Source organism: Streptomyces sp. ALB3 (genome assembly GCF_044385685.1).
In the GTDB taxonomy this organism is placed as follows: domain Bacteria; phylum Actinomycetota; class Actinomycetes; order Streptomycetales; family Streptomycetaceae; genus Streptomyces.
Genome location: NZ_JBISCE010000003.1, coordinates 147,010 through 168,255, shown reverse-complemented (window position 1 = coordinate 168,255; position 21,246 = coordinate 147,010). Strand labels below are relative to the sequence as shown.

Genomic DNA, 21,246 nt, shown 5'->3' with positions numbered 1-21,246 from the left:
CGGCGCGGGCTCGCGCCCCCTCGTCGAAGGGGCGCGAGCCCGCGCCGTTTCCGCGGTGAAGCGGTGACGCGGTCAGCCGCCGAGGATCTCGCGCGCCAGCTTGGCGGTCTCGGTCGGCGTCTTGCCGACCTTCACGCCTGCGGCCTCGAGGGCCTCCTTCTTGGCGGCGGCGGTGCCGGACGAGCCGGAGACGATGGCGCCGGCGTGGCCCATGGTCTTGCCCTCCGGGGCGGTGAAGCCCGCGACGTAACCGACGACCGGCTTCGTGACGTTCTTCGCGATGTAGTCGGCGGCACGCTCCTCGGCGTCGCCACCGATCTCGCCGATCATCACGATGAGGTCGGTCTCGGGGTCCGCCTCGAACGCCGCGAGGGCGTCGATGTGCGTCGTGCCGATGACCGGGTCGCCACCGATGCCGACGGCGGACGAGAAGCCGATGTCACGCAGCTCGTACATCATCTGGTAGGTCAGCGTGCCGGACTTGGACACGAGACCGATACGGCCGGGCTTGGTGATGTCGCCCGGGATGATGCCGGCGTTGGACTGACCGGGGGTGATCAGGCCGGGGCAGTTCGGACCGATGATCCGGGTCTTGTTGCCCTTGGAGCCGGCGTACGCCCAGAAGGCGGCCGAGTCGTGGACGGCGATGCCCTCGGTGATCACGACGGCCAGCGGGATCTCGGCGTCGATCGCCTCGACGACGGCGGCCTTCGCGAAGGCCGGCGGCACGAAGAGGACGGACACGTCGGCGCCGGTCTTCTCCATCGCCTCGGCGACGGACCCGAACACGGGTACCTCGGTGCCGTCGAAGTCGACGGAGGTGCCCGCCTTGCGCGGGTTCACGCCACCGACGATGTTGGTGCCGTCGGCCAGCATGAGCTTGGTGTGCTTCATGCCCGTGGCGCCGGTCATCCCCTGGACGATGACCTTGCTGTCCTTGGTGAGGAAGATAGCCATGGTGTTGGAGTCCCTCGTCCCTTACTTCGCAGCCGCGGCGAGCTCGGCGGCCTTGTCGGCCGCGCCGTCCATGGTGTCCACGCGCTGAACGAGCGGGTGGTTGGCGTCGGAGAGGATCTTGCGACCCAGCTCCGCGTTGTTGCCGTCGAGGCGCACGACCAGCGGCTTGTTGACGTCCTCGCCCTTGGACTTGAGCAGCTCCAGGGCCTGGACGATGCCGTTGGCGACCTCGTCGCAGGCGGTGATGCCACCGAAGACGTTGACGAAGACGGACTTGACGTCCGAGTCACCGAGGATGATCTCGAGGCCGTTCGCCATGACCTCCGCGGAGGCGCCGCCGCCGATGTCGAGGAAGTTGGCGGGCTTCACGTTGCCGTGCTTCTCACCGGCGTACGCGACGACGTCCAGGGTCGACATGACCAGACCGGCACCGTTACCGATGATGCCGACCTCGCCCTCGAGCTTGACGTAGTTGAGGTTCTTGGCCTTGGCGGCGGCCTCGAGGGGGTTGGCCGCGGCCTTGTCCTCGAGCGCCTCGTGGTCGGGCTGGCGGAAGTCGGCGTTCTCGTCGAGAGACACCTTGCCGTCCAGCGCCAGGATGCGGCCGTCCTTGGTCTTCACCAGCGGGTTGACCTCGACGAGGAGCGCGTCCTCGGCGACGAAGGTGTCCCACAGGGTCACCATGGCCTCGGCGACACCCTCGGCCACCTCGGCCGGGAACTTCGCCTGGGCCACGATCTCGCGGGCCTTCTCGATGTCAACGCCGTCGACGGCGTTGACCGGGACCTTCGCGAGGGCCTCGGGGGTCTTCTCCGCGACCTCCTCGATGTCCATGCCGCCCTGCACCGACGCCATGGCGAGGAAGGTGCGGTTGGTGCGGTCGAGGAGGTACGAGACGTAGTACTCCGCCTCGATCTCCGGGGACAGCTCGGCGATCATCACCTTGTGGACCGTGTGGCCCTTGATGTCCATGCCGAGGATGTCGGTCGCGCGAGCGACCGCCTCGTCGGGGTCCGCCGCCAGCTTCACGCCGCCGGCCTTGCCTCGGCCACCGACCTTCACCTGCGCCTTGACGACGGACTTGCCGCCCAGCCGCTCGGTCGCCTCGCGGGCTGCCTCAGGCGTGTCGATGACTTCACCGGCCAGCACCGGTACACCGTGCTTGGCGAAGAGGTCCCTCGCCTGGTACTCGAACAGGTCCACGCGCGTCCGTCCCTTTTAGTGGTCTCGCGGTTCGTTTTCTGCGTGGGCGTGCCGCGAGGGCAACGTGACTGCGCAGTCACAAGGGAGGCGCACACGGTGACCGGGTACGCGGCATGTCCATCCGGCAGGTTATCCCCCGCGCCGTGCCGGACCCTAAATTGCACATCACACCTGAGCGGTGATACCGGTCACAGACAGCGCTGGTGACCGGGGTGCGGGGGACAAAACGGCTCCGCCGGGGAGCGGCCCGGGCGGTCCGTCGCCTGGCGGTGGGCCGAGCGGTCCGTCGCCTGGCGGCGGACCGGTGGCTCGCTCGGTCACGGGCCGGTGTCCGGTATCGGCAGGGGCCGTTTCTCGATCGCCGCCGCCATCACCTCGGGGAAGAGGTCCGGAGTACAGGCGAAGGCCGGGGCGCCGAGTGCCCCCAGGGCGGCGGCGTGCTCCCGGTCGTAGGAGGGCGCGCCCTCGTCCGACAGGGCGAGCAGCGTCACGAACGTGACACCGGACGCCGTCATCGCGGCGGCCCGTTCCACCATCTCGTCGCGGATCCCTCCCTCGTGGAGGTCACTGATGAGGACGACGACCGTGTCCGCCGGACGGGTGATCCTCGACTGGCAGTAGGCGAGCGCGCGGTTGATGTCCGTGCCGCCGCCGAGCTGGGTGCCGAACAGGACGTCGACCGGATCGTCGAGCTGTTCGGTGAGGTCGACGACGGAGGTGTCGAACACGACGAGCCGTGTCGCCAGCGTCCGCATCGAGGCGAGTACCGCGCCGAAGACCGCGGCGTGGACGACGGAGGCGGCCATCGACCCGGACTGGTCGACACAGAGGATGACGTCCTTCTTCACGGACCGGTCCGCGCGCCCGTACCCGACGAGCCGCTCGGGTATCACCGTCCCGGCCCCCTCGCGGCCGGGCAGGGGTACGTAGTTCCGGAGGTTGGCCCGGATCGTGCGGTCCCAGTCGACGTCGCGGTGACGCGGCCGGCCCGACCTGGCCGAGCGGTCGAGGGCGCCGGTGAGCGTCGCCCTCGTACGGGTGGCCAGTCGGCGCTCCAGGTCGTCGACCACCTTGCGCACGACGGCCCGGGCCGTCTCCCTGGTCGTCTCCGGCACGGCCTTGCCGAGCGAGAGCAGGGTGCCGACCAGGTGGACGTCGGGTTCGACGGCCTCCAGCATCTCCGGCTCCAGCAGCAGGGTGGAGAGCCCGAGGCGGTCGATCGCGTCGCGCTGCATGACCTGGACGACGGAGGCCGGGAAGTACGTACGGATGTCACCGAGCCAGCGGGCCACGGACGGGGCGGACGCCCCGAGCCCCGCGGAACGCTCCGGCCCGCCCCTGCCGCCCGGCTTCCTCCCGCCGTCGTACAGCGCGGCGAGTGCTCCGTCCATCGCCTCGTCGCGCCCCGTCAGCGCGTGCCCGGTGCTCCCGGCGCTGTCCGCGCCGAGCACCAGCCGCCAGCGCCGCAGACGCTCGTCCTCCGTGGGGGCCGCCTCCATCGCCCTCTCCTCCTCCGGGTCCGCCCGGTCCGTGGTCATCCCGTCACCAGCTCCCGCTCCGACGGGTCGTCGAGACCGAGGAGCAGCCGGAGCACCGGAACCACCGCGTCCGCCCGGTCCTCGTCGAGCCCTTCGCCGAAGCCCGGCGCGGCGGGCACCCCCTCGTCGCGTGCCTTTCCGGAACCCGCCCCGCGACGGACGAGTTCACCCAGCGTGCGGCGGACGCCGGGCTCGTACGCGGAGAACGTGCGGCGCACGAGGGGCAGCACAGCGTCGAACGTGCCGGCCGGTATGCCCGACAGCCAGGTGTCGACGAGACCGAGGAGCCGCTCGTCGTGGACGAGCAGCAGGCCACCGCCCGCCGCCCCGCCCACGAAACCCTCGATCCAGGCCGCCGCGTCGGCAGGCGCGGTGCCGGGCGAGAGGGCCAGTCCCATCAGGCGCGCGGCCTCGTCCCGTGCCAGCCGGCCGTCGTCCAGGAGGAGTCGCGCGGCACGGCCCCTGATGACACCGGCGACCGCGTCCCTGGCGGCCAGCTGGTGCAGGACACCGGCCCACCGCTCGGGCAGCCCGTCCGCCCGTACGGCACCGGCGAGCAGCCCGATCGCGAGGTGCACGCCCTCCACCCTGCGCTGCGCCTCTCCCGCCGCGTCGGCGTCGAGGCCGGTGCAGGCGGGCGGCAGGCCCACGCAGACACGCTCCGCGAGGCCGACGGCCACCTCTCCGAGGGCCGCGGTGTCGGTGGACCGCACGTCGCCGTACCGCAGGGAGCGGGCCAGGGCGGGCAGCGCGTCGGCCAGGTGGCCGACGTCCGTGTCGAGGGCGGCGCGGTCGGCGAGGGCCCTCATCACGACGGGCAGGGCCTCGGGCAGGCCCGCCAGGAGGCACTGCCCGGCGAGCGCGGTGACCCCGGCGAGCGACGACGCCGACACGGCGTCCGACTCGGCCCTGGCGGTCGCCGCGCCGAGCACGGTGGTGCCCCACACCCCGGCCTCGGCGATCCGGACGTGGAGCTCGGGCTCCCACTGCAGCCGCCAGCTCTCCCGGAACGTCCCCGTGCTGCCCCGGCCCACGGCGGGCTCGCCCCAGTGCACTCCGACGACGCGCAGCCGGTGCAGCAGTCTGCTGCGGGCGGCGTCGGTGTCCTTGCGCAGATCGAGCTCCAGCTCGCGCCTGCCCGCCTCGGGCCGCAGCCTCAGCGTGCGCTGCTGCTTGTCCAGGTCGCGCTGGAGGGGGACGGCCGGGGCGGTGTCCGGGACCTCGCCCAGGACCTCCCCGACGACGAGCCGGTCCCGCACCAGGGCGAGCGGCACGTCGGAGCCCTGGCACATGACGGCCCTGACCGCGTCGGTCGCCTCGTCCAGGCCGACCGCGGGGCGTCCGCGCAGGGCGGCCAGTGTCCCGGCGAGCCGGACGGCCTCGATGACGTCCGCCGAGGACACGGTCCTGTCCGTGGCGCGCAGCAGCCCGGCGACCTTCGTCATCCAGCGCTCGACGGGCCGGTCGGGGGCAGCGAAGAGGTGCCCGTACCAGCCGGGTGACTGGATACCCGCGCCGTATCCGCTGTACCGGGCGAGCCTGCGGTGGGTCCACGGCACCCAGGTCAGCTCCGCCCTCACCTTGGGCATCCCTTTCAGGAGTGCCCGGTCGGCGGCGACCGTCGTCCTCGCGGCGAGCGCCGGCACGTGCCACGCGCCGCAGACCACGGCGATGCCGTCACCGAACTCCTTGCGCGCGGCACGCAGCTGGAGGCGCATGCAGGCCTCCCGGACCGCGTCCTGCGGATCCCCCCCGTCGCCGTACGCCTCACGCAGGGCCGTCATCGCCTCGGCGAGCGCGGCGAACGGGGCGCACGGGTCGGCCGGCTCGCCGTCCGCCCCCCGGTGCTCGACGACGTCCTCCCACCAGCGCTCGGGGTCGTCGTAGCCCGCCGTCCCGGCGAGGATCCCGAGCGGATCGATGCCCCGGCCCTCCTCCGGTCCGTCGTCCCGCGGTTCCCTCAGTGCCAGGGAGTGCGCGGCGGGCAGGTCGACGAAGCGCACGGGGACGCCGTGCGCCGACGCCCAGCGGATCGCCACCCACTCGGGGGAGAAGTCGGCCAGCGGCCAGAACGCGGCACGCCCCGGGTCGTCGACGGCGTGGGCGAGCAACGCGACCGGCGGGCGCATCCGGCTGTGCGCGGCGAGCGGCAGCAGCGCGTCGCCCTCGGGCGGTCCTTCGACGAGCACGGCACTCGGCCGTGCGGACTCCAGTGCGGCCAGGACCGCGCGGGCGGAACCCGGACCGTGGTGGCGTATCCCCAGGAGCAGCGGTCCCCCGGACGCTCCGGGCCCTCCGGTGCGGGGTGTCATCCGGCTGCCTCGCGGCAGGCGCGGTAGAAGTCCTTCCAGCCGTCCCGCTCCCGGACGACGGTCTCCACGTACTCCTGCCAGATCACACGGTCGGCCGCCGGGTCGCGGACCACCGCGCCGATGATGCCGGCTGCCACGTCCCCCGGACGCAGGACGCCGTCGCCGAAGTGGGCGGCGAGTGCGAGGCCTCCGGTGACGACGGAGATGGCCTCTGCCGTGGACAGCGTCCCCGACGGTGACTTGAGCTTGGTGCGGCCGTCCGTGGTGATGCCGTCGCGCAGCTCGCGGAAGACCGTGACGACACGGCGGATCTCGGCCATGCCGTCGGGCACCGGGGGCAGGTCGAGCGAGAGCCCCGTCTGCGCCACGCGCCGGGACACGATGTCGACCTCGGCCTCGGGGGTCGCGGGCAGGGGCAGCACGACGGTGTTGAAACGCCGGCGCAGCGCGCTGGAGAGCTCGTTGACCCCGCGGTCACGGTCGTTGGCCGTGGCGACGAGGTTGAACCCCCGGACCGCCTGCACCTCCTGTCCGAGCTCGGGGACGGGGAGCGTCTTCTCCGACAGGATCGTGATCAGCGCGTCCTGCACGTCGGCGGGGATGCGGGTGAGCTCCTCGACGCGGGCGGTCATGCCCTCGGCCATGGCACGCATGACCGGGCTCGGCACCAGCGCCTCGCGGCTGGGGCCGTGGGCCAGGAGCCGCGCGTAGTTCCACCCGTAGCGGACGGCTTCCTCGGGTGTGCCCGCGGTTCCCTGGACGAGCAGGGTCGAGTCCCCGCTGACGGCCGCGGCGAGGTGCTCGGACACCCAGGTCTTCGCGGTCCCGGGAACGCCGAGGAGCAGCAGGGCACGATCGGTGGCGAGCGTGGTCACGGCGACTTCGACGAGGCGGCGCGGGCCCACGTATTTGGGAGTGATCAGCGTGCCGTCCGGAAGTGTCCCGCCGAGCAGATAGGTCGACACGGCCCATGGCGAGAGCTTCCAACGTGCGGGCCTGGGACGGTCGTCGGCGGCGGCGAGTGCCTTGAGCTCGTCGGCGAAGGCATGCTCGGCGTGCGGCCTCAGGGCTTCGCCGTCGGCTGCGTCGGTCTGTACGGACACGGTCATTGGATCCCCCTCCGGATCGGTCGATCCGATGCGGTTCCCACCGTGCACCATGCCACTGACAACCGGTCCGTGGCCGGGGCCTGGCGGAGGGCCGGCCTCCCGCGACTGGCGTTCGGGAGGGCAGGACATCGGGGGTCTCCGGCCGAACTCCCCTCAGCCGTGCCCCACCTGACCGGATGCCATGGGGAACGGGCCCCTGGACAGCCGGACGGTACGACTCGAAGACAGCGAAGACAGCGAGGACAGCCCAGCGGGGCGCCGGTCAGCGGCGGAGCGCCGGCCGCCGGGATCCCGCTCCGAGCAGCGATGTCAGTGGTACGCCCTACCGTCGGGTCCATGGTGCTGTCTCACGAGGGAGAAGCCTGGCGCGCCGCCGGTCACACGGCGCGCAGGACGCTGGAGCGGGTTCTGGACCTGGCTCCTGACGAGGAGTCGCGCGCGGCGGGCCGTGCGCTCGGTTCCCCGCACGCGTGGTCCGGTGCGGGCCGCGGTGGTCCGGGCGTCGCATGGGGTGAGTGCACGGACGGCGACGGCGCCCGGCACCGCGCGGCGGTCGACACGAACGGTCCCCGGCACACGTGCAGTTGTTCCCGCGAGCAGTCTCCGTGCGGGCATGTCCTGGGCCTGCTGCTCCTCCTCGGTTCGGAGGCTTCGGTCCTGGAGCCGGAGCGGGAGCCACCCGCTTGGGCAGCGCTGTGGCTGGCTGACCGTCAGGGTCCGGCGCCGGCCGGGGCACCCCCGGGTGCGGCGGCTGACGGGGACTCCGCGGCGCGGGCAGCGGCCCGTCGCGCCGTCCGCAGGGCCGACCGCGTCACGGCCGGCGCGCAGGAGCTGGAGCAGCGCCTCACCGATCTGCTGCGCGGCGGACTGGCTGCGACGGACCGGTCGGACTACGGGCTGTGGGAGGAGACAGCGGCCCGCATGGTCGACGCACAGGCCCCGGGGCTCGCCGGCAGGGTGCGGGAGCTGGGGTCGCTCCCGGCCTCCGGGCCCGGGTGGCCGGCACGGCTGCTCGAGGAGTGTGCTCTCCTGCACCTGCTCGGCTCGGCCTGGCTCGGGCGCGACCGGCTGCCCGCCCCGCTGGCGGCGACCGTCCGTTCGCGGGTCGGGCTGACGGCGTCGGCCGGGGGGCCGGCCGTCCGCGATCGCTGGCTGGTCCTCGCGCAGTACGACGTACCGGACGGGCGGATCGTCACCCGCCGCATCTGGCTGTACGGCAACGACTCGCGGCGCACCGCGCTGCTCCTGTCCTACGGCGCGCCGGGCCGGGCTCCCGCCCAGGCCCTGCCGGTGGGTGCGGTGATAGACGCCGAGGTGAAACGGTATCCGGGCGGGGGAGGGCTCAGGGCCGAACTGGGACCGCAGTTCGGCGAGCCCGTCGTCACGACGGCACCGCCGCCCGGCGGCACGACGGCCGACGCCGTGGCCGCGTACGGAGCCGCGCTGCTGGACGACCCGTGGCTCGACGCCTGGCCGTTCACACTGCGCGAGGTCATACCCGCACCGTCAGGGGAGGGCTGGCAGCTGGTGGGAGCGGCGGACGGTTCCGCCCTGCCGATAGCACCCTCCGCCCTGTCCCGGCCGGGGCTGTGGAAGCTCGTGGCGCTCTCCGGCGGCAGCCCCCTGACGGTGTTCGGCGAGTGCGGGCACCGGGGTTTCGACCCGCTGGCGGCCTGGTGCCCCGAGGCCTCCGGCGACATGGGGCCGACGGCGGCGGTGGCACTGGCCTGACGTCGGCGTGCCGGATCGCCCTGCCCCGGCCTCCCGCCCGACCGGCCGTCCTCCGCAGCCCCGACCGCGGCCCTGGACCACCGCCTGCTTCGACCCGCCGATCGCCGGACCACCGGAAGGAACCCGATGCCCACCACCGTCACGACGAGCGGGACGCCCGTGAGCGCTCCGTGGGAAGAACTCGTCACCTCGGCGCTGCTCGGCACCGACCGGCGCCCTCTCCGCCCGGAGGGAGACGTCACGGCCGGCCCGGCGGCCCTGCTCGACAGGGCGGCGGTGCACACGGTGCGGCGCCGGGCGGCCCTGCGGCCGGCCGCGGGGGCCGTGCCGCCGGTGCCCGCGCCCGTCGACCCCCGGCCGCCTGTGCCTGCCGCCGCCCGCCGCAGGCTCGCCCAGCTGCTCGCGGACCGCTCGGCTCCGCCCGCCGGTGGGCGGCGGGGGTCCGCTCCCGACCTCACCGAGCTCATCCCCCAGTGGCTGGCCTCCGCCGGCGCGCACGGTTACCGGGCTCCGGCGGAACTGCTCCCCGCCCTGCTGGACGCGGCGCGAGCCCGCACCGACCTGCGACCGCACGTGCTGGCTTTCGCCGGACCGCGCGGTCGTTGGCTGGCCGGGCTCAATCCGGAGTGGAGGTTCGCGCTGCGCGCGGGGGCACGCGGCGCGCAGCGGCCGGACACAGCGGATCCCGAGGCGGTGCGCCGGCTCTGGGACGAGGGCCTCTTCGCGGAGCGGGTCGCGCTGCTCGGCGCCGTGCGCGAGCGGGAGCCTGAAGCGGCCCGGGCTCTCCTCACCACCACCTGGTCCACGGAGAGGGCCGAGGACCGGCTGATGTTCCTCGATTCCCTCCGCTCGGGCCTCTCCGCATCCGACGAGGCGTTCTTGGAGGAGGCCCTGGCGGACCGCAGTCGCAACGTCCGTGCCACAGCCGCCGAACTGCTGTCGGCGCTGCCGGACTCGGCGCTCGCCCGGCGGATGGCGGACCGTGCCACGTCCTGCGTGAACCCCGACCGTACGGGGGGTGCCGTGTCCGTCGCCGTGGAGGCCCCGCACGAGTGCGACGCCGCGATGCAGCGGGACGGAGTGGTGCCGGTGCCCCCCTCGGGTCGCGGCGAGCGGTCCTGGTGGCTGGGCCAGTTGGTGGAGGCCACTCCGCTCGGCATCTGGCGGGAGAGGTTCGGCGGCCGGACGGCGCAGGAGCTGGTGGCCCTGCCGGTCGCCGACGGCTGGGCCGCGGAGCTGCACGCCGCCTGGTGCCGGGCCGCGGTGCGGCAGCGGGACGCCGACTGGGCCCGGGCGCTGCTGGGCGCCCCTTCGACGCCTCCGGCCAACGGCCCCGGGACGGTGTCGCTCGCGGAGCGGTCGCAGCTCCTCGCCACTCTGCCTTCCTCCGAGCGGGCGCTCTGGGTCGCCGGCTTCATAGCCGCGCACGGCCTGTCCGAGGCCTTCCAACTGCTCGGCGTCTGCTCGGTGCCCTGGGACGGGCCGCTCGGCCGGTCGGTGGTCGACGCGCTGGACATCGCCCGGGACGCGGGGAGCTACCCCTGGAGCTTCAGCGGGGTGATGGGCCTCGCAGAGCGCTGCCTGAATCCTGCCGAGGCGGACCGGCTCGCCGTGCTGACCACCACACCGGACGAACCGGAGGGTGCTTCCCCGGGTGCGGGCGGCTACTGGTCGGAGGCCTTCCAACGGCTGGTCTCCACGCTGCGCCTGCGCGCCGCGATGGACGCGGAGCTGGCCCCCGGGCACGAGTGACCGGCCGTCCGGACGGCCAGGAGAAGCGCGGACGAGTGACCTCGGCCCCCCAGGGACAGGGCGGCGGGGGCCGGGGGCCCGCGAGCCCGGAGCCGGCCCACCGGCACGTCCCGACCCGGCACGTCCCGACCCGGCACGTCCCACGGCGGCCGGCCCTCCGGCCCCGCTCAAGGAGGGGCCACTGCGGAAGTCTGCGGCTCCGCACCCGGGGCCTGACCAGGCCGAAGCACCCGGGGCACGGGACCGCACGGGGGCGAAGCGCTCGCACCTCCTCAAGACCGCACCGGGCCGAAGCGCCGGGACCGCCCGGTCGAGGTGCTCAGGACGCCCGCCCACCCGCCGCTCGCCACCCGGCGGGCTCGCTCCCGCCACGGAACGGCGCCGGGCCGCGTGGGCTCCTGCCACGGACCATCCCGCGTGACGGTGGCGACGGCGGCTCAGGCCTCCGCGGGCTGGCGGACGTGCGCGTTCACCCAGTCGACGATCGAAGCCGTCGTGGCACCCGGGGTGAAGATCTCCGCGACGCCCTGCTCCTTCAGCGGAGCGATGTCCGCCTCCGGGATGATGCCGCCGCCGAACACCTTGATGTCCTCCGCCTCGCGCTCCTTCAGCAGCTCGATCACCTTGGAGAAGAGCGTGTTGTGCGCACCGGAGAGGATCGAGAGGCCGATGGCGTCGGCGTCCTCCTGGATCGCCGTGTCCACGATCTGCTCGGGGGTCTGGTGGAGCCCCGTGTAGATGACCTCCATGCCCGCGTCCCGCAGCGCCCGCGCGATCACCTTGGCCCCGCGGTCATGGCCGTCGAGGCCCGGCTTGGCCACCACCACACGGATCGGACCGGTCACACCCATCAATGCCTCCACATGCGTTTCCCGTGCCCGGAGGGCCGGTGATGTGAACGAACGTTATCCACAGCATCCCGCACGGCGTCGTTTCGCGGTGGGCCGGGAGGGGGAAATCACACATGGGACATGTTCGCCGGCGTCGTTCCAGCACCGGGCGGCCCACGGGTCGCGCGGGCAACGCCGCCAGGGAGCCGCTACGAGGTCGCCGTACCACCGCGCCGTCAGCCGCACGGCACGGTGGTACGGCCTCCGGCCACACCACGAAGGCCGGTCACCTCCGGAGCGACCCCCGTGAGGGCGTACGGGGCAGGGAGCCGCCTCCCCCGCATGCCGTGCAGGAGGTCGGCCATGAAGGTCCTGTCCTTCCTACCCCCACTGCTGCGCAGGGCGTGTCTGCGCCCGGCATGGCTGTCGTCGACGCTGGTCAGAGCCACCGCACTGGAACTGGTGATCCTGGCCGGGCACGTGCTGCTCTATCCGTCCGGCCTCACTCCGGAGCGCAGGCCCTCCCCACCACAGCGCGACACCTCCCCGCCGGGCTCCGACACCGGGCCTGAAGCGGGACCGGGCGTCTCCACCCGTCCGGCGGACACGCCCGCCCTGCCCGCCAGGGCCGACGACCGCCCGCCGGTCGTGCTCCTGCACGGTTTCATCGACAACCGTTCCGTGTTCGTCCTCCTTCGCCGCTCCCTGGCCCGGCACGGCTGGCACCATCTGGAGTCGCTCAACTACTCGCCCCTGACCTGCGACATCCGCACGGCGGCCGAGCTGCTCGACCGCCACGTGGAGGAGATCTGCGCCCGTACCGGGCACCACGAGGTCGACATCGTCGGTCACAGCCTCGGCGGCCTGATCGCGCGCTACTACGTGCAGCGGCTCGGCGGGGACCGCCGGGTACGCACGCTGGTCACCCTCGGTACGCCCCACGGCGGCACCGCCGCCGCGCCGCTGGCGGGCGCGCATCCCATCGTCCGCCAGATGCGCAGCGGCTCCGGACTGATCGAGGAGTTGCGCCGTCCGGCTCCGGGCTGCCGGACACGGTTCATCAGCTTCTGGAGCGAGCTCGACAGGGTGATGCTCCCGGTCGAGACGGCATGCGTCGACCATCCCGACCTCGACGCGGTGAACGTGCGCGTCACCGGCATCGGCCATCTGGCCCTTCCGGTGCATCCCGCGGTCGCGTCCGCGGTCCGTCAGGCGCTCGAGTCCGACGGAACGGCCATCGGCACCACCGGCACCGCCTCCGTCGCCTGAACGCGCTCACCTTGACGCGCCCCGGCCCTGACGCGCGCCCCGGCCTCGACGCGTCGGCCTGGAGGCGCCCCGGACTCCCTCATTCCTCAGCCGATTAGAACGTATTTCGAACATACGGCCAAGCCTGACCCTCCGGTCCACCGAAAGGCGGTCGATTGCCCGTTTCCTGAGGGGATGAAAGCCGCCGAAGATTGTCGTCCTCCGCTACCGCCGGGTACAGTCGCGGCCACTGCTCACCCTGGGATCCCCCCACCGGACCCCGGAACAGGTCCTGCTGCCGAGGCGAGAGAGAAGTTGGTGAACGACCAGCACCCCCACGCCGGGTATGCCGGATACGACAGCCGGTCCACCGGCAGTTTCGACACCGACCCGCTCTTCGGAACCCTCCCGGGTCAGCACGACACCGACCAGGAGACGACGTACGGCGGCGGCTACGCCCCGGCGTACGACGACGGCTACGGCGGTCACGACAGCGGCCGTTGGGACACGGGAGCCCATCAGCAGGCCCCGCTCGACGCCTACGGCGCCCAGGCTCACCCGCAGGCGCCGCAGAGCTACGACACCACCGCCGACTGGACGCCCGAAGCCGCGATCCCCGCCCCGGCGCCGGACGCCACGGGCCAGTGGGACACCGCGGGCTGGGACATGACCGGCCAGGCCGGCCAGTGGGCGGCCGGCGACACCGGCGCCTTCCCCACCACGACGTTCGACACGACGGCCTACGCGACGGGCACCTTCACCCCTCCCGCGTTCGCGACCGCGGGATACGAAAGCTACGCCGCCCCGGACACCGGCTCCTACGACGCCACCGCCTGGAACACCGGCGCCACGCCCGAGAACGCCGTGTACGCCCCCGAACAGACGTCGTATCCCTCGTACGAACACCAGTCGGTGCCCTACGAGCCGTACGACACAGCCCAGTTCGCCTCCCACGATCCGCAGGACTCCCCCGGCTCGCACGACCACGCCGGGTACACCGAGACCAGTACCCCGCAGACGGACGTGTACACGGACACGTACGACGAGACCCCCGAGGACGACGGACCCGAGCCGTCGGCGGACCTCGCCGACGTGACCGCCGACGCGGTCTCCCCGGCAGGCGTCCCCGCGCGTCCGGTGGGTCGCTCCGCGGCCCCGCGCGGCGGCGGCCGGGGCAGGCGCCGCACCCCGGCGAAGCGGTCCGCGCTCCTCACCGTCGCCGTCCCCTCCGCCTGCGTCATGAGCGTGGCGGGCATCGCCGCCGCCTCGGTGAGCGTCGGCGGGGGCGAGGAGACGAAGGACGAGACCGCGTCCATGGCTGCCGCCGACACGGTCCAGCCCGCCGTGGCCAACAACAAGCTGGACACCCAGCTGGCCAACCTCAGGGCCGACGCCGAGAACTTCGCCGACCGCGCCAGCCGCACGCAGGAGCGCATCGACCTGAAGGCGCGACAGGCCGCCGAGAAGAAGAAGCGCGAGGAGGAGGCCGCACGCCGCGAGGCGGCGCGCCCCAAGTTCGCGCTGCCCGTGACGCAGCACGGCCTCAGCGCGGGGTACGGCCAGGCCGGTGTGAACTGGATGTCCGTGCACACGGGCATCGACTTCCCCGTGAGCTACGGCACCCCGGTGATGGCGGCGACCGACGGCACCGTGCGCACGCAGCTGAACAGTGCCTACGGGAACATGGTGATCGTCACCGCGGCCGACGGCACCGAGACATGGTACTGCCACCTCAGCACCGCGAAGATCCGTTCCGGCCCGGTCAAGGCCGGCGACGTCATCGCCTACTCGGGGGACTCGGGCAACTCCACCGGCCCTCACCTGCACTTCGAGGTGCGTCCCGGTGGCGGCTCGGCGATCGACCCGATGCCGTGGTTCCGCAGCCACGGCATCAACCCGAACTGAGACCGACCGGCACGACGGGCCGGTCGGCCCCCGGTCAGAGCTTCTCGACCGGCGCGTAACGCAGCAGCAGCTTCTTCGGCCTCTCGTCGCCGAAGTCGACCGTCGCCTTCGCCTGGTCGCCGAAACCCTCGACCGCCGTCACCGTGCCCAGACCGAACTGGTCGTGCGTGACCCGGTCCCCCGCCACGAGGGTCACCACCGGCTTGTCGGAGGTGCGACGGGTCGCGAACCCCGAGGGGCCTGACTTCGACCGCGACGAGGACAGCGACGACGTGATGCCGGACGTGGGACCCGCCGGAGCGGCCATCGGCCCCTTGCGCTTCCACTCCAGGTGCTGGTCCGGGATCTCCTCCAGGAACCGTGACGGCGGGTTGTACGAGGGCTGACCCCACGCGCTCCGCATCGCCGCCCGGGTGAGGTACAGGCGTTCGCGGGCACGCGTGATGCCCACGTAGGCGAGCCGGCGCTCCTCCTCCAGCTCCTTCACCTGGCCCAGCGCGCGCATGTGCGGGAACACCCCGTCCTCCATGCCCGTCAGGAACACCACCGGGAACTCGAGTCCCTTGGCGGTGTGCAGCGTCATCAGCGTGACGACGCCGGAACCGTCCTCGTCCTCGTCGGGGATCTGGTCGGCGTCCGCGACGAGCGCGACCTTCTCCAGGAACTCGGCGAGTGTTCCCGCGCCCTCCTCCTCCGCGCGCTCCTGCTCGAATTCGAGCGCCACGGCGGCGAGCTCCTGCAGGTTCTCGACACGCGTCTCGTCCTGCGGGTCGGTGGAGGCCTGGAGCTCGGCGAGGTAGCCGGTCCGCTCCATGACCGCCTCCAGCACCACGGCCGGTCCCGCACCGGACTCCACGATCGTGCGGAGCTCCTCCATGAGCGTGTTGAAGCGCTTCACGGCGTTGGCCGAGCGGGCGGCCATGCCGTACGCCTCGTCGACCCTGCGCAGCGCCTGCGGGAAGGAGATCTTCTCCCGCATGGACAGGGCGTCGATCATCGCCTCGGCGCGGTCGCCGATGCCGCGCTTGGGGACGTTGAGGATGCGGCGCAGCGGGACGGTGTCCTCGGGGTTGGAGAGGACGCGGAGGTAGGCCAGGACGTCCCTGACCTCCTTGCGCTCGTAGAAGCGCACTCCGCCGACGACCTTGTAGGGCAGTCCGACCCGGATGAAGATCTCCTCGAAGACACGGGACTGTGCGTTCGTGCGGTAGAAGACGGCGACGTCGCCGGCCTTGGCGTCCCCGGCGTCCGTCAGCCGGTCGATCTCGTCGGCGACGAACTGCGCCTCGTCGTGCTCGGTGTCGGCGACGTAGCCCGCGATCCGGGTACCGGCGCCCGCGTTCGTCCACAGGTTCTTGGGGCGGCGGCTCTCGTTGCGCTCGATGACGGCGTTGGCCGCGGAGAGGATCGTCTGCGTGGAGCGGTAGTTCTGCTCCAGCATGATCGTGGTCGCGTCCGGATAGTCCTCCTCGAACTGGAGGATGTTGCGGATGGTCGCGCCGCGGAACGCGTAGATCGACTGGTCCGCGTCACCGACGACACACAGCTCGCCGGGGGCGTCGGCCGCGCCGGACGGGCCCACCAGCTCGCGCACCAGGGTGTACTGCGCGTGGTTGGTGTCCTGGTACTCGTCGACCAGGACGTGCCGGAAACGCCGGCGGTAGTGCTCGGCGACGTCCGGGAACGCCTGGAGCAGGTGCACCGCCGTCATGATGATGTCGTCGAAGTCCAGGGCGTTGGCCTCACGCAGCCTCGCCTGGTAGAGCGCGTAGGCCTGCGCCAGCGTCTTCTCGAAGCCGTCGGCCGCCTGGCCGGCGAACGTCTCCTCGTCGATGAGCTCGTTCTTCAGGTTGGAGACCTTCGCCGTGAACGACTTCGGCGGGTAGCGCTTCGGGTCGAGGTCCAGGTCGCGGCAGACCAGCGCCATCAGCCGCTTGGAGTCGGCGGCGTCGTAGATGGAGAACGACGAGGTGAAGCCCAGGCGCTTCGACTCACGGCGCAGGATCCGCACGCAGGCGCTGTGGAACGTCATGACCCACATGGCGTTGGCGCGCGGGCCGACGAGGTCCTCGACGCGCTCCTTCATCTCGCCGGCGGCCTTGTTGGTGAAGGTGATCGCGAGGATCTGCCCCGGGTGCACCCCGCGCTCGGCCAGGAGGTGGGCGATCCGGTGGGTGAGCACCCTGGTCTTGCCCGAACCGGCCCCCGCGACGATGAGCAGCGGGGCCCCGGCGTGCACGACGGCGGCGCGCTGCTCGGTGTTCAGCCCGTCGAGCAGCGCGGCGGAGCCGATGACGGGGCGCGGGGCGCCGTCGCGGTAGTAGGCGTCACGCGGCGGCGGAGGCGCGTCGAAGACGTCCTCGAAGAGGCCCTCCGGCACCGCTTCGGGGGCGTGCTCCTCCGGGGGCGGCGGGGGGGCGTCCTCAGCTTGCTGGAGGCCGGTCAGGAAACTGTCGTCAAAGAGGCTGCTCATCGCCTCACGAGTCTAGGCGGCCGCACCGACAGCCCGGGCCGCTTCCGGGACAGGAACCGCGCACCGTGCGCGTACCGGGACGCCGCGCTCACCGTGCGTGAGATCGAGGGGCGTTTTCCGGCCGCGTGGGCAGCCGCCGGGGGAAGGTCACGAAAATGTATCGGGCATATCGAACATCAACCTTCACAGGGACACCACGGTTTGGCTAGCGTGCTCCGACGGGTGCCCCGAACCCTCCTCAGGCGAACCGCGCCGCACGGGCACCCCCGCCGAATCCGCACTCCCCGAGAGGGGACCCGGAACCGGGTACCCACACGCAGCACCGGGGTGAATCGGTCCGTGCCCACCGGACCGTAGGGCAGCCTTCCGTTCCGCCCGAACCCTCCCCCAGCGCCCGAACGGCCTGGGGGACCTCCATCGCTGACCGGGCAGGCGGTCCACGGAAGGAGATGCCGGCCTTGGCATCGCATCGCAAGCCGCGCACCCGGGTGCGCACCACCACCCCCGCCGTCGGTCTCACGACGGCGGCGCTCGCTTCCGTCACCCTGCTCTCCGCACAGAGCGCGACGGCCACCCCCGCCGAGCCCAGGCCCAGCATCGAGGAAGTGCAGAAGAAGGTCGACGCGCTCTACCGGCAGGCCGGTACCGCGACGCAGCAGTACAACCAGGCGAGGACCGCGTCGGCCGAACAGCGTTCCACGGTGGACGCGCTGCTCGAGGCCGCGGCGAAGCGGGCCGACAAGCTGAACGAGACGCGCCGGGAGCTGGGCAACTACGCGGCGGCGCAGTACCGCGGCGGCTCGATCGCCCCGACGGCGACGTTCTTCCTCGCCGACGACCCGCAGGCATACTTCGACCAGGACCAGCTGATGGCGCGGATGACGAGCCGGCAGCAGAAGGCGGTCGCCGACTTCCGCACGCAGCAGAAGGAGGCGGCCGCGAAGCGCGTCGAGGCCACGAAGAGCCTGGAGACGCTCACGCGGTCGCAGGAGACGCTGCGCGCCAGCAAGCAGCAGGTGCAGGCGAAGCTCGCCGAGGCCCGCACGCTGCTGTCGGAGCTGACCGCCGAGGAGAAGGCGCGGCTCGCGGAGCTGGAGCGCGAGAAGGAGGCCGAGGCCCGGCGCAAGGCCGAGGAACTGGCCCGGCAGCAGGCCGCCGCGAAGGAGAAGGCCGAGCAGGCCGCCGAGGACGGGAAGACGGAGGAAGAGGCGGGCACGGGCACGGGAGGCGGCACGGGGACGGGCACGGGCACGGGGGGCGGCACCGGCTCCGACAGCGGCTACGCCACGAAGGCCGGCAAGGTGCTGGCCTTCGCCGGCGCCCAGATCGGCAAGCCGTACGTCTGGGGGGCGACCGGCCCTTCCTCGTACGACTGCTCCGGGCTCACCCAGGCCGCCTGGAAGGAGGCGGGCGTGGATCTGCCGCGCACCACCTGGGACCAGGTGGAGGTCGGCACCCGGGTCGCCACGGCGGACCTGCGGCCGGGGGACCTGGTCTTCTTCTACGACGACATCAGCCACGTCGGCATCTACAAGGGCGACGGCATGATGATCCACGCGCCGAAGCCGGGTGCGAACGTCCGCGAGGAGTCGATCTACTCCATGCCGATCTACGGCAGCGTGCGCCCCGCCTGACACGCGGAGCGACACCGGCGGGCGGGTCCGGGGGCGCGGGCCCGCCCGTTCCGCTCGGGTCCGGAGGGCGGCGGTGAGGACGTCGGCGGCCGTCGGGCCGCCGACCGCGGCGGACGCGCCCGCCTCCGCCTCGTCCCGTTCCGCAGGGACGAGGCGTCCCCTTCCACAGGGACGGACGCCAGGATCACGACCAGGACCGGCAGCTCCGCACCGGTCCTGATGCTGTCCACGCCCCGGTCGCCGCGCGCCCCATGGCCGCCACCGGGTCGGGAAGCCGCCCGTCGTCAAGGCGATACGGGCGAGACAGCGGCACCGATGATGTGAGGGGCCTAGAAGACGCTGACGAGCGTGTCCATGGCCGCAGCCCGGCCGCGCCGTATCACCACTCTCCGACCAGGTACGACTTACCGATGAGGTGACCCCCGGTCTGCGCGAATTGCCGGACTGTGCTTGATTTTCCCGGTCATCGGCCGGAAACGAAACAGCACATGCGGGCAATAGCTGTCATTACACCTCTTTCCCGTGTCGCGGGTTTAGCGTCCCTCCCAGGTGACCGGTTCTGCACCACCGCCCTCGTACCGGGCGGTGCCCCGGTCGCCCCGCCAGGAATCCGGCGGCGGGCCACTCCCCCCTGTGGTGACCCGTCGCCGGACCCCGGCGGGCCCGCGGCACCCACCGACGGGCAGTCGAACGGAAGGACGCACCACCCCCGTGGCCGCCCATCGAGAAGCCGCTCACCGCAAGCCCAGGCAGCGCCTGTTCTCCGGGCCTGCCGCCCGCACGGCAGCCGCCGTCGCCCTTGCCGGGGCGGCGACCGCGACGGCCCTGGAGGGCGCCGCCCAGGCTGACCCCCAGCGCACCCCGGCCCAGGTCGAGGCCGAGGTCGACCGGCTGTACCACGACGCCGAGGTGGCCACCGAGAAGTACAACGGCGCCAAGGAGCAGGCCGCGGCCTCCGAGAAGTCCCTCGACGCACTGCGCGACGAGGCGGCCCGCAGGACCGAGCGCCTCAACGCGGCGCGCGACGCCCTCGGCTCGTTCGCCACCGCCCAGTACCGCGCCGCTGGCATCGACCCCGCCGTCCGGCTGGCGCTCTCCTCCGACCCCGACGAATACCTGGAACGCGCCTCCTACGAGGCCCGCGCCCACGACCGCCAGGCCGGAGCGGTCAACGGCGTACGCCGGCAGCTCGGTGACCTCGCCCAGCTGCGTGCCCGGGCGGAGGACGAGCTCACGGTCCTCGCCTCCCGCCGGGCCGCCCTGGAGGAGCACAGGGACACGGTCCGCGCCAAGCTCGCCGGTGCGCGCAAGCTCCTGGCCACCCTCACCGCCGGGCAGCGCGCCGCCTACGAGCGCTCGGCCGACGCCGCGCACGGCGGCGGCGCCGTCCGGGCCGACCGGGGTACCCCGCGCGGCGCCGTCGCCGCCCCCAACGCCCGCGCGGCACAAGCCGTGGCCTTCGCCTACGGGGCCATCGGCAAGCCGTACGTCTGGGGCGCCACCGGGCCGTCGTCCTTCGACTGCTCCGGGCTCACCCAGGCCGCCTGGCGGGCCGCGGGTGTGTCCCTGCCCCGCACGACGTACACCCAGATCAACGCCGGGCAGCGTGTCTCCCGTTCGGAACTCGCCCCGGGCGACCTCGTCTTCTTCTACCCCGGGGTCACCCACGTCGGGCTCTACATCGGCGGCGGCCAGATGATCCACGCCCCGCGCCCGGGAGCTCCCGTCCGCATCGCCCCGGTCAGCGAAATGCCGTTCGCGGGAGCGACCCGCGTGGCCTAGGCTCCGGGGCCCATGGACCACGCCATCCAGGACTACGCCCGCTCACTCGCCCTCCGCTCCCCCGACCACTACCGGGTCGGCCCGTTCACGGTGCGCCACAACCCGGACTGGGCACTGAAGTTCGCCAACTACGCCATCCCCGACCGGGACGCGGAACCCACCGCCCGGGACGTCACCGATCTGGTCGAGGCGTTCCGCGCCCACGACCGGCTGCCCAGGCTGGAGTTCCTGCCCGCCTGGGCACCCGCCGTGGAACCGGCCCTGCTGGCGGCCGGTTTCACCGTCGAGTACCGCGCGCCCGTCATGGCCTGCGCCGCCGGCAGCCTGCTCACGCCCGGACCGGTGGACGGCCTGCGCATCGCCGAGCCGGCCGGCGCCGACGAGTTCACCGCGGCGGCCGCCGTCCAGCACACCGGTTTCGGCGGGGAGGGCGGACCCGAGGACGCCGCGGTCGCCTGGCTGCGCGGAGCGACGGCGGACGGCGGCGTCTCGGCGCTCGCCACCGTGGGCGGCCGGCCCGCCGGCGCGGGTGGCTGCTCGGCCCCGGTCGAGGGGATCGGCGAACTGGCCGGCCTGGCCGTGGCCGAGGAGTTCCGCCGCAGGGGCGTCGGCGCGGCGCTCTCCGCCTGGCTGACCCGCACCGCCTTCGAGCGCGGCTTCGACACCGTGTGGCTGGAACCGGGCGGCCCCGACGTCGAACGCGTCTACGCCGGCATCGGCTACCGCAGGACCGGCGAGAAGCTCAACATCTCGCTCGGCCCTGCCTGAGCGG

General features: G+C 73.0%; 14 protein-coding genes. 7 read left to right on the top strand and 7 right to left on the bottom strand.

Annotated features, from left to right (window positions below; genetic code table 11):
- Window positions 1-72: 72 nt before the first annotated feature.
- From sucD to ACHFIV_RS02615, 5 genes are all read right to left on the bottom strand, one after another.
- Entirely contained in the window at window positions 73-957 is an 885-nt protein-coding gene (gene sucD, locus ACHFIV_RS02635; protein WP_356737463.1) for a succinate--CoA ligase subunit alpha, read from the bottom strand.
- Window positions 958-978: 21 nt separating this feature from the next.
- The gene (gene sucC / locus ACHFIV_RS02630) at window positions 979-2,160 is read right to left on the bottom strand and encodes an ADP-forming succinate--CoA ligase subunit beta (protein WP_398962831.1); all 1,182 of its coding nucleotides are present in this window, start codon (window positions 2,158-2,160) and stop codon (window positions 979-981) included.
- A gap of 317 nt (window positions 2,161-2,477) precedes the next feature.
- Window positions 2,478-3,698: a VWA domain-containing protein gene (locus ACHFIV_RS02625; protein WP_398962828.1), complete on the bottom strand. Its 1,221-nt coding sequence runs from the start codon at window positions 3,696-3,698 to the stop codon at window positions 2,478-2,480.
- Window positions 3,695-6,010 carry a DUF5682 family protein gene (locus ACHFIV_RS02620; protein WP_398962825.1) on the bottom strand — a complete coding sequence of 772 codons (2,316 nt, stop codon included), beginning with the start codon at window positions 6,008-6,010 and terminating at the stop codon, window positions 3,695-3,697. The genes ACHFIV_RS02625 and ACHFIV_RS02620 overlap by 4 nt, the downstream gene beginning before the upstream one ends.
- Complete coding sequence (locus tag ACHFIV_RS02615) at window positions 6,007-7,119, bottom strand: AAA family ATPase (protein ID WP_398962823.1); 1,113 nt, start codon at window positions 7,117-7,119, stop codon at window positions 6,007-6,009. The genes ACHFIV_RS02620 and ACHFIV_RS02615 overlap by 4 nt, the downstream gene beginning before the upstream one ends.
- Before the next feature lie 336 nt (window positions 7,120-7,455).
- Between ACHFIV_RS02615 and ACHFIV_RS02610 the strand changes: the two genes are divergently transcribed.
- Window positions 7,456-8,850, top strand: a complete 1,395-nt coding sequence (locus ACHFIV_RS02610; RefSeq protein ID WP_398962821.1) for an SWIM zinc finger family protein — start codon at window positions 7,456-7,458, stop codon at window positions 8,848-8,850.
- Between the two features lie 126 nt (window positions 8,851-8,976).
- Window positions 8,977-10,602, top strand: a complete 1,626-nt coding sequence (locus ACHFIV_RS02605) for a DUF5691 domain-containing protein (RefSeq protein WP_398962819.1) — start codon at window positions 8,977-8,979, stop codon at window positions 10,600-10,602.
- A 437-nt stretch (window positions 10,603-11,039) separates the two neighbouring features.
- Here ACHFIV_RS02605 and ACHFIV_RS02600 read toward each other — a convergent pair whose 3' ends face one another.
- Window positions 11,040-11,453, bottom strand: a complete 414-nt coding sequence (locus tag ACHFIV_RS02600; RefSeq protein WP_033297702.1) for a cobalamin B12-binding domain-containing protein — start codon at window positions 11,451-11,453, stop codon at window positions 11,040-11,042.
- A 342-nt stretch (window positions 11,454-11,795) separates the two neighbouring features.
- Between ACHFIV_RS02600 and ACHFIV_RS02595 the strand changes: the two genes are divergently transcribed.
- Window positions 11,796-12,701, top strand: a complete 906-nt coding sequence (locus ACHFIV_RS02595) for an esterase/lipase family protein (RefSeq protein ID WP_398962816.1) — start codon at window positions 11,796-11,798, stop codon at window positions 12,699-12,701.
- Between the two features lie 297 nt (window positions 12,702-12,998).
- Window positions 12,999-14,585 (top strand): M23 family metallopeptidase, encoded by a 1,587-nt coding sequence (locus ACHFIV_RS02590; protein ID WP_398962814.1) that lies wholly within the window; start codon window positions 12,999-13,001, stop codon window positions 14,583-14,585.
- A 34-nt stretch (window positions 14,586-14,619) separates the two neighbouring features.
- Here the strand turns inward: ACHFIV_RS02590 and pcrA are convergent, their stop codons facing one another.
- Window positions 14,620-17,058 carry a DNA helicase PcrA gene (pcrA, locus tag ACHFIV_RS02585; RefSeq protein ID WP_398962811.1) on the bottom strand — a complete coding sequence of 813 codons (2,439 nt, stop codon included), beginning with the start codon at window positions 17,056-17,058 and terminating at the stop codon, window positions 14,620-14,622.
- 449 nt (window positions 17,059-17,507) lie between these two features.
- On the opposite strand from pcrA, the gene ACHFIV_RS02580 reads away from it, so the two are divergent.
- The 3 genes from ACHFIV_RS02580 (at window position 17,508) to ACHFIV_RS02570 (ending at window position 21,242) form a co-directional block, all read left to right on the top strand.
- Complete coding sequence (locus ACHFIV_RS02580) at window positions 17,508-18,692, top strand: C40 family peptidase (protein ID WP_398962808.1); 1,185 nt, start codon at window positions 17,508-17,510, stop codon at window positions 18,690-18,692.
- A 711-nt stretch (window positions 18,693-19,403) separates the two neighbouring features.
- On the top strand, window positions 19,404-20,474 hold the full coding sequence (locus tag ACHFIV_RS02575; RefSeq protein ID WP_398962805.1) for a C40 family peptidase: 1,071 nt from the start codon (window positions 19,404-19,406) through the stop codon (window positions 20,472-20,474).
- 12 nt (window positions 20,475-20,486) lie between these two features.
- Window positions 20,487-21,242, top strand: a complete 756-nt coding sequence (locus ACHFIV_RS02570; RefSeq protein ID WP_398962802.1) for a GNAT family N-acetyltransferase — start codon at window positions 20,487-20,489, stop codon at window positions 21,240-21,242.
- Window positions 21,243-21,246 lie beyond the last annotated feature (4 nt).

Excerpts from the sequence above, each read along its gene's own strand:
- sucD (WP_356737463.1), bottom strand. The coding sequence starts at position 957 with ATGGCTATCTTCCTCACCAAGGACAGCAAGGTCATCGTCCAGGGGATG.
- ACHFIV_RS02625 (WP_398962828.1), bottom strand. The coding sequence starts at position 3,698 with ATGACCACGGACCGGGCGGACCCGGAGGAGGAGAGGGCGATGGAGGCG.
- ACHFIV_RS02620 (WP_398962825.1), bottom strand. The coding sequence starts at position 6,010 with ATGACACCCCGCACCGGAGGGCCCGGAGCGTCCGGGGGACCGCTGCTC.
- ACHFIV_RS02615 (WP_398962823.1), bottom strand. The coding sequence starts at position 7,119 with ATGACCGTGTCCGTACAGACCGACGCAGCCGACGGCGAAGCCCTGAGG.
- ACHFIV_RS02610 (WP_398962821.1), top strand. The coding sequence starts at position 7,456 with ATGGTGCTGTCTCACGAGGGAGAAGCCTGGCGCGCCGCCGGTCACACG.
- ACHFIV_RS02605 (WP_398962819.1), top strand. The coding sequence starts at position 8,977 with ATGCCCACCACCGTCACGACGAGCGGGACGCCCGTGAGCGCTCCGTGG.
- ACHFIV_RS02600 (WP_033297702.1), bottom strand. The coding sequence starts at position 11,453 with ATGGGTGTGACCGGTCCGATCCGTGTGGTGGTGGCCAAGCCGGGCCTC.
- ACHFIV_RS02595 (WP_398962816.1), top strand. The coding sequence starts at position 11,796 with ATGAAGGTCCTGTCCTTCCTACCCCCACTGCTGCGCAGGGCGTGTCTG.
- pcrA (WP_398962811.1), bottom strand. The coding sequence starts at position 17,058 with ATGAGCAGCCTCTTTGACGACAGTTTCCTGACCGGCCTCCAGCAAGCT.
- ACHFIV_RS02580 (WP_398962808.1), top strand. The coding sequence starts at position 17,508 with ATGCCGGCCTTGGCATCGCATCGCAAGCCGCGCACCCGGGTGCGCACC.
- ACHFIV_RS02570 (WP_398962802.1), top strand. The coding sequence starts at position 20,487 with ATGGACCACGCCATCCAGGACTACGCCCGCTCACTCGCCCTCCGCTCC.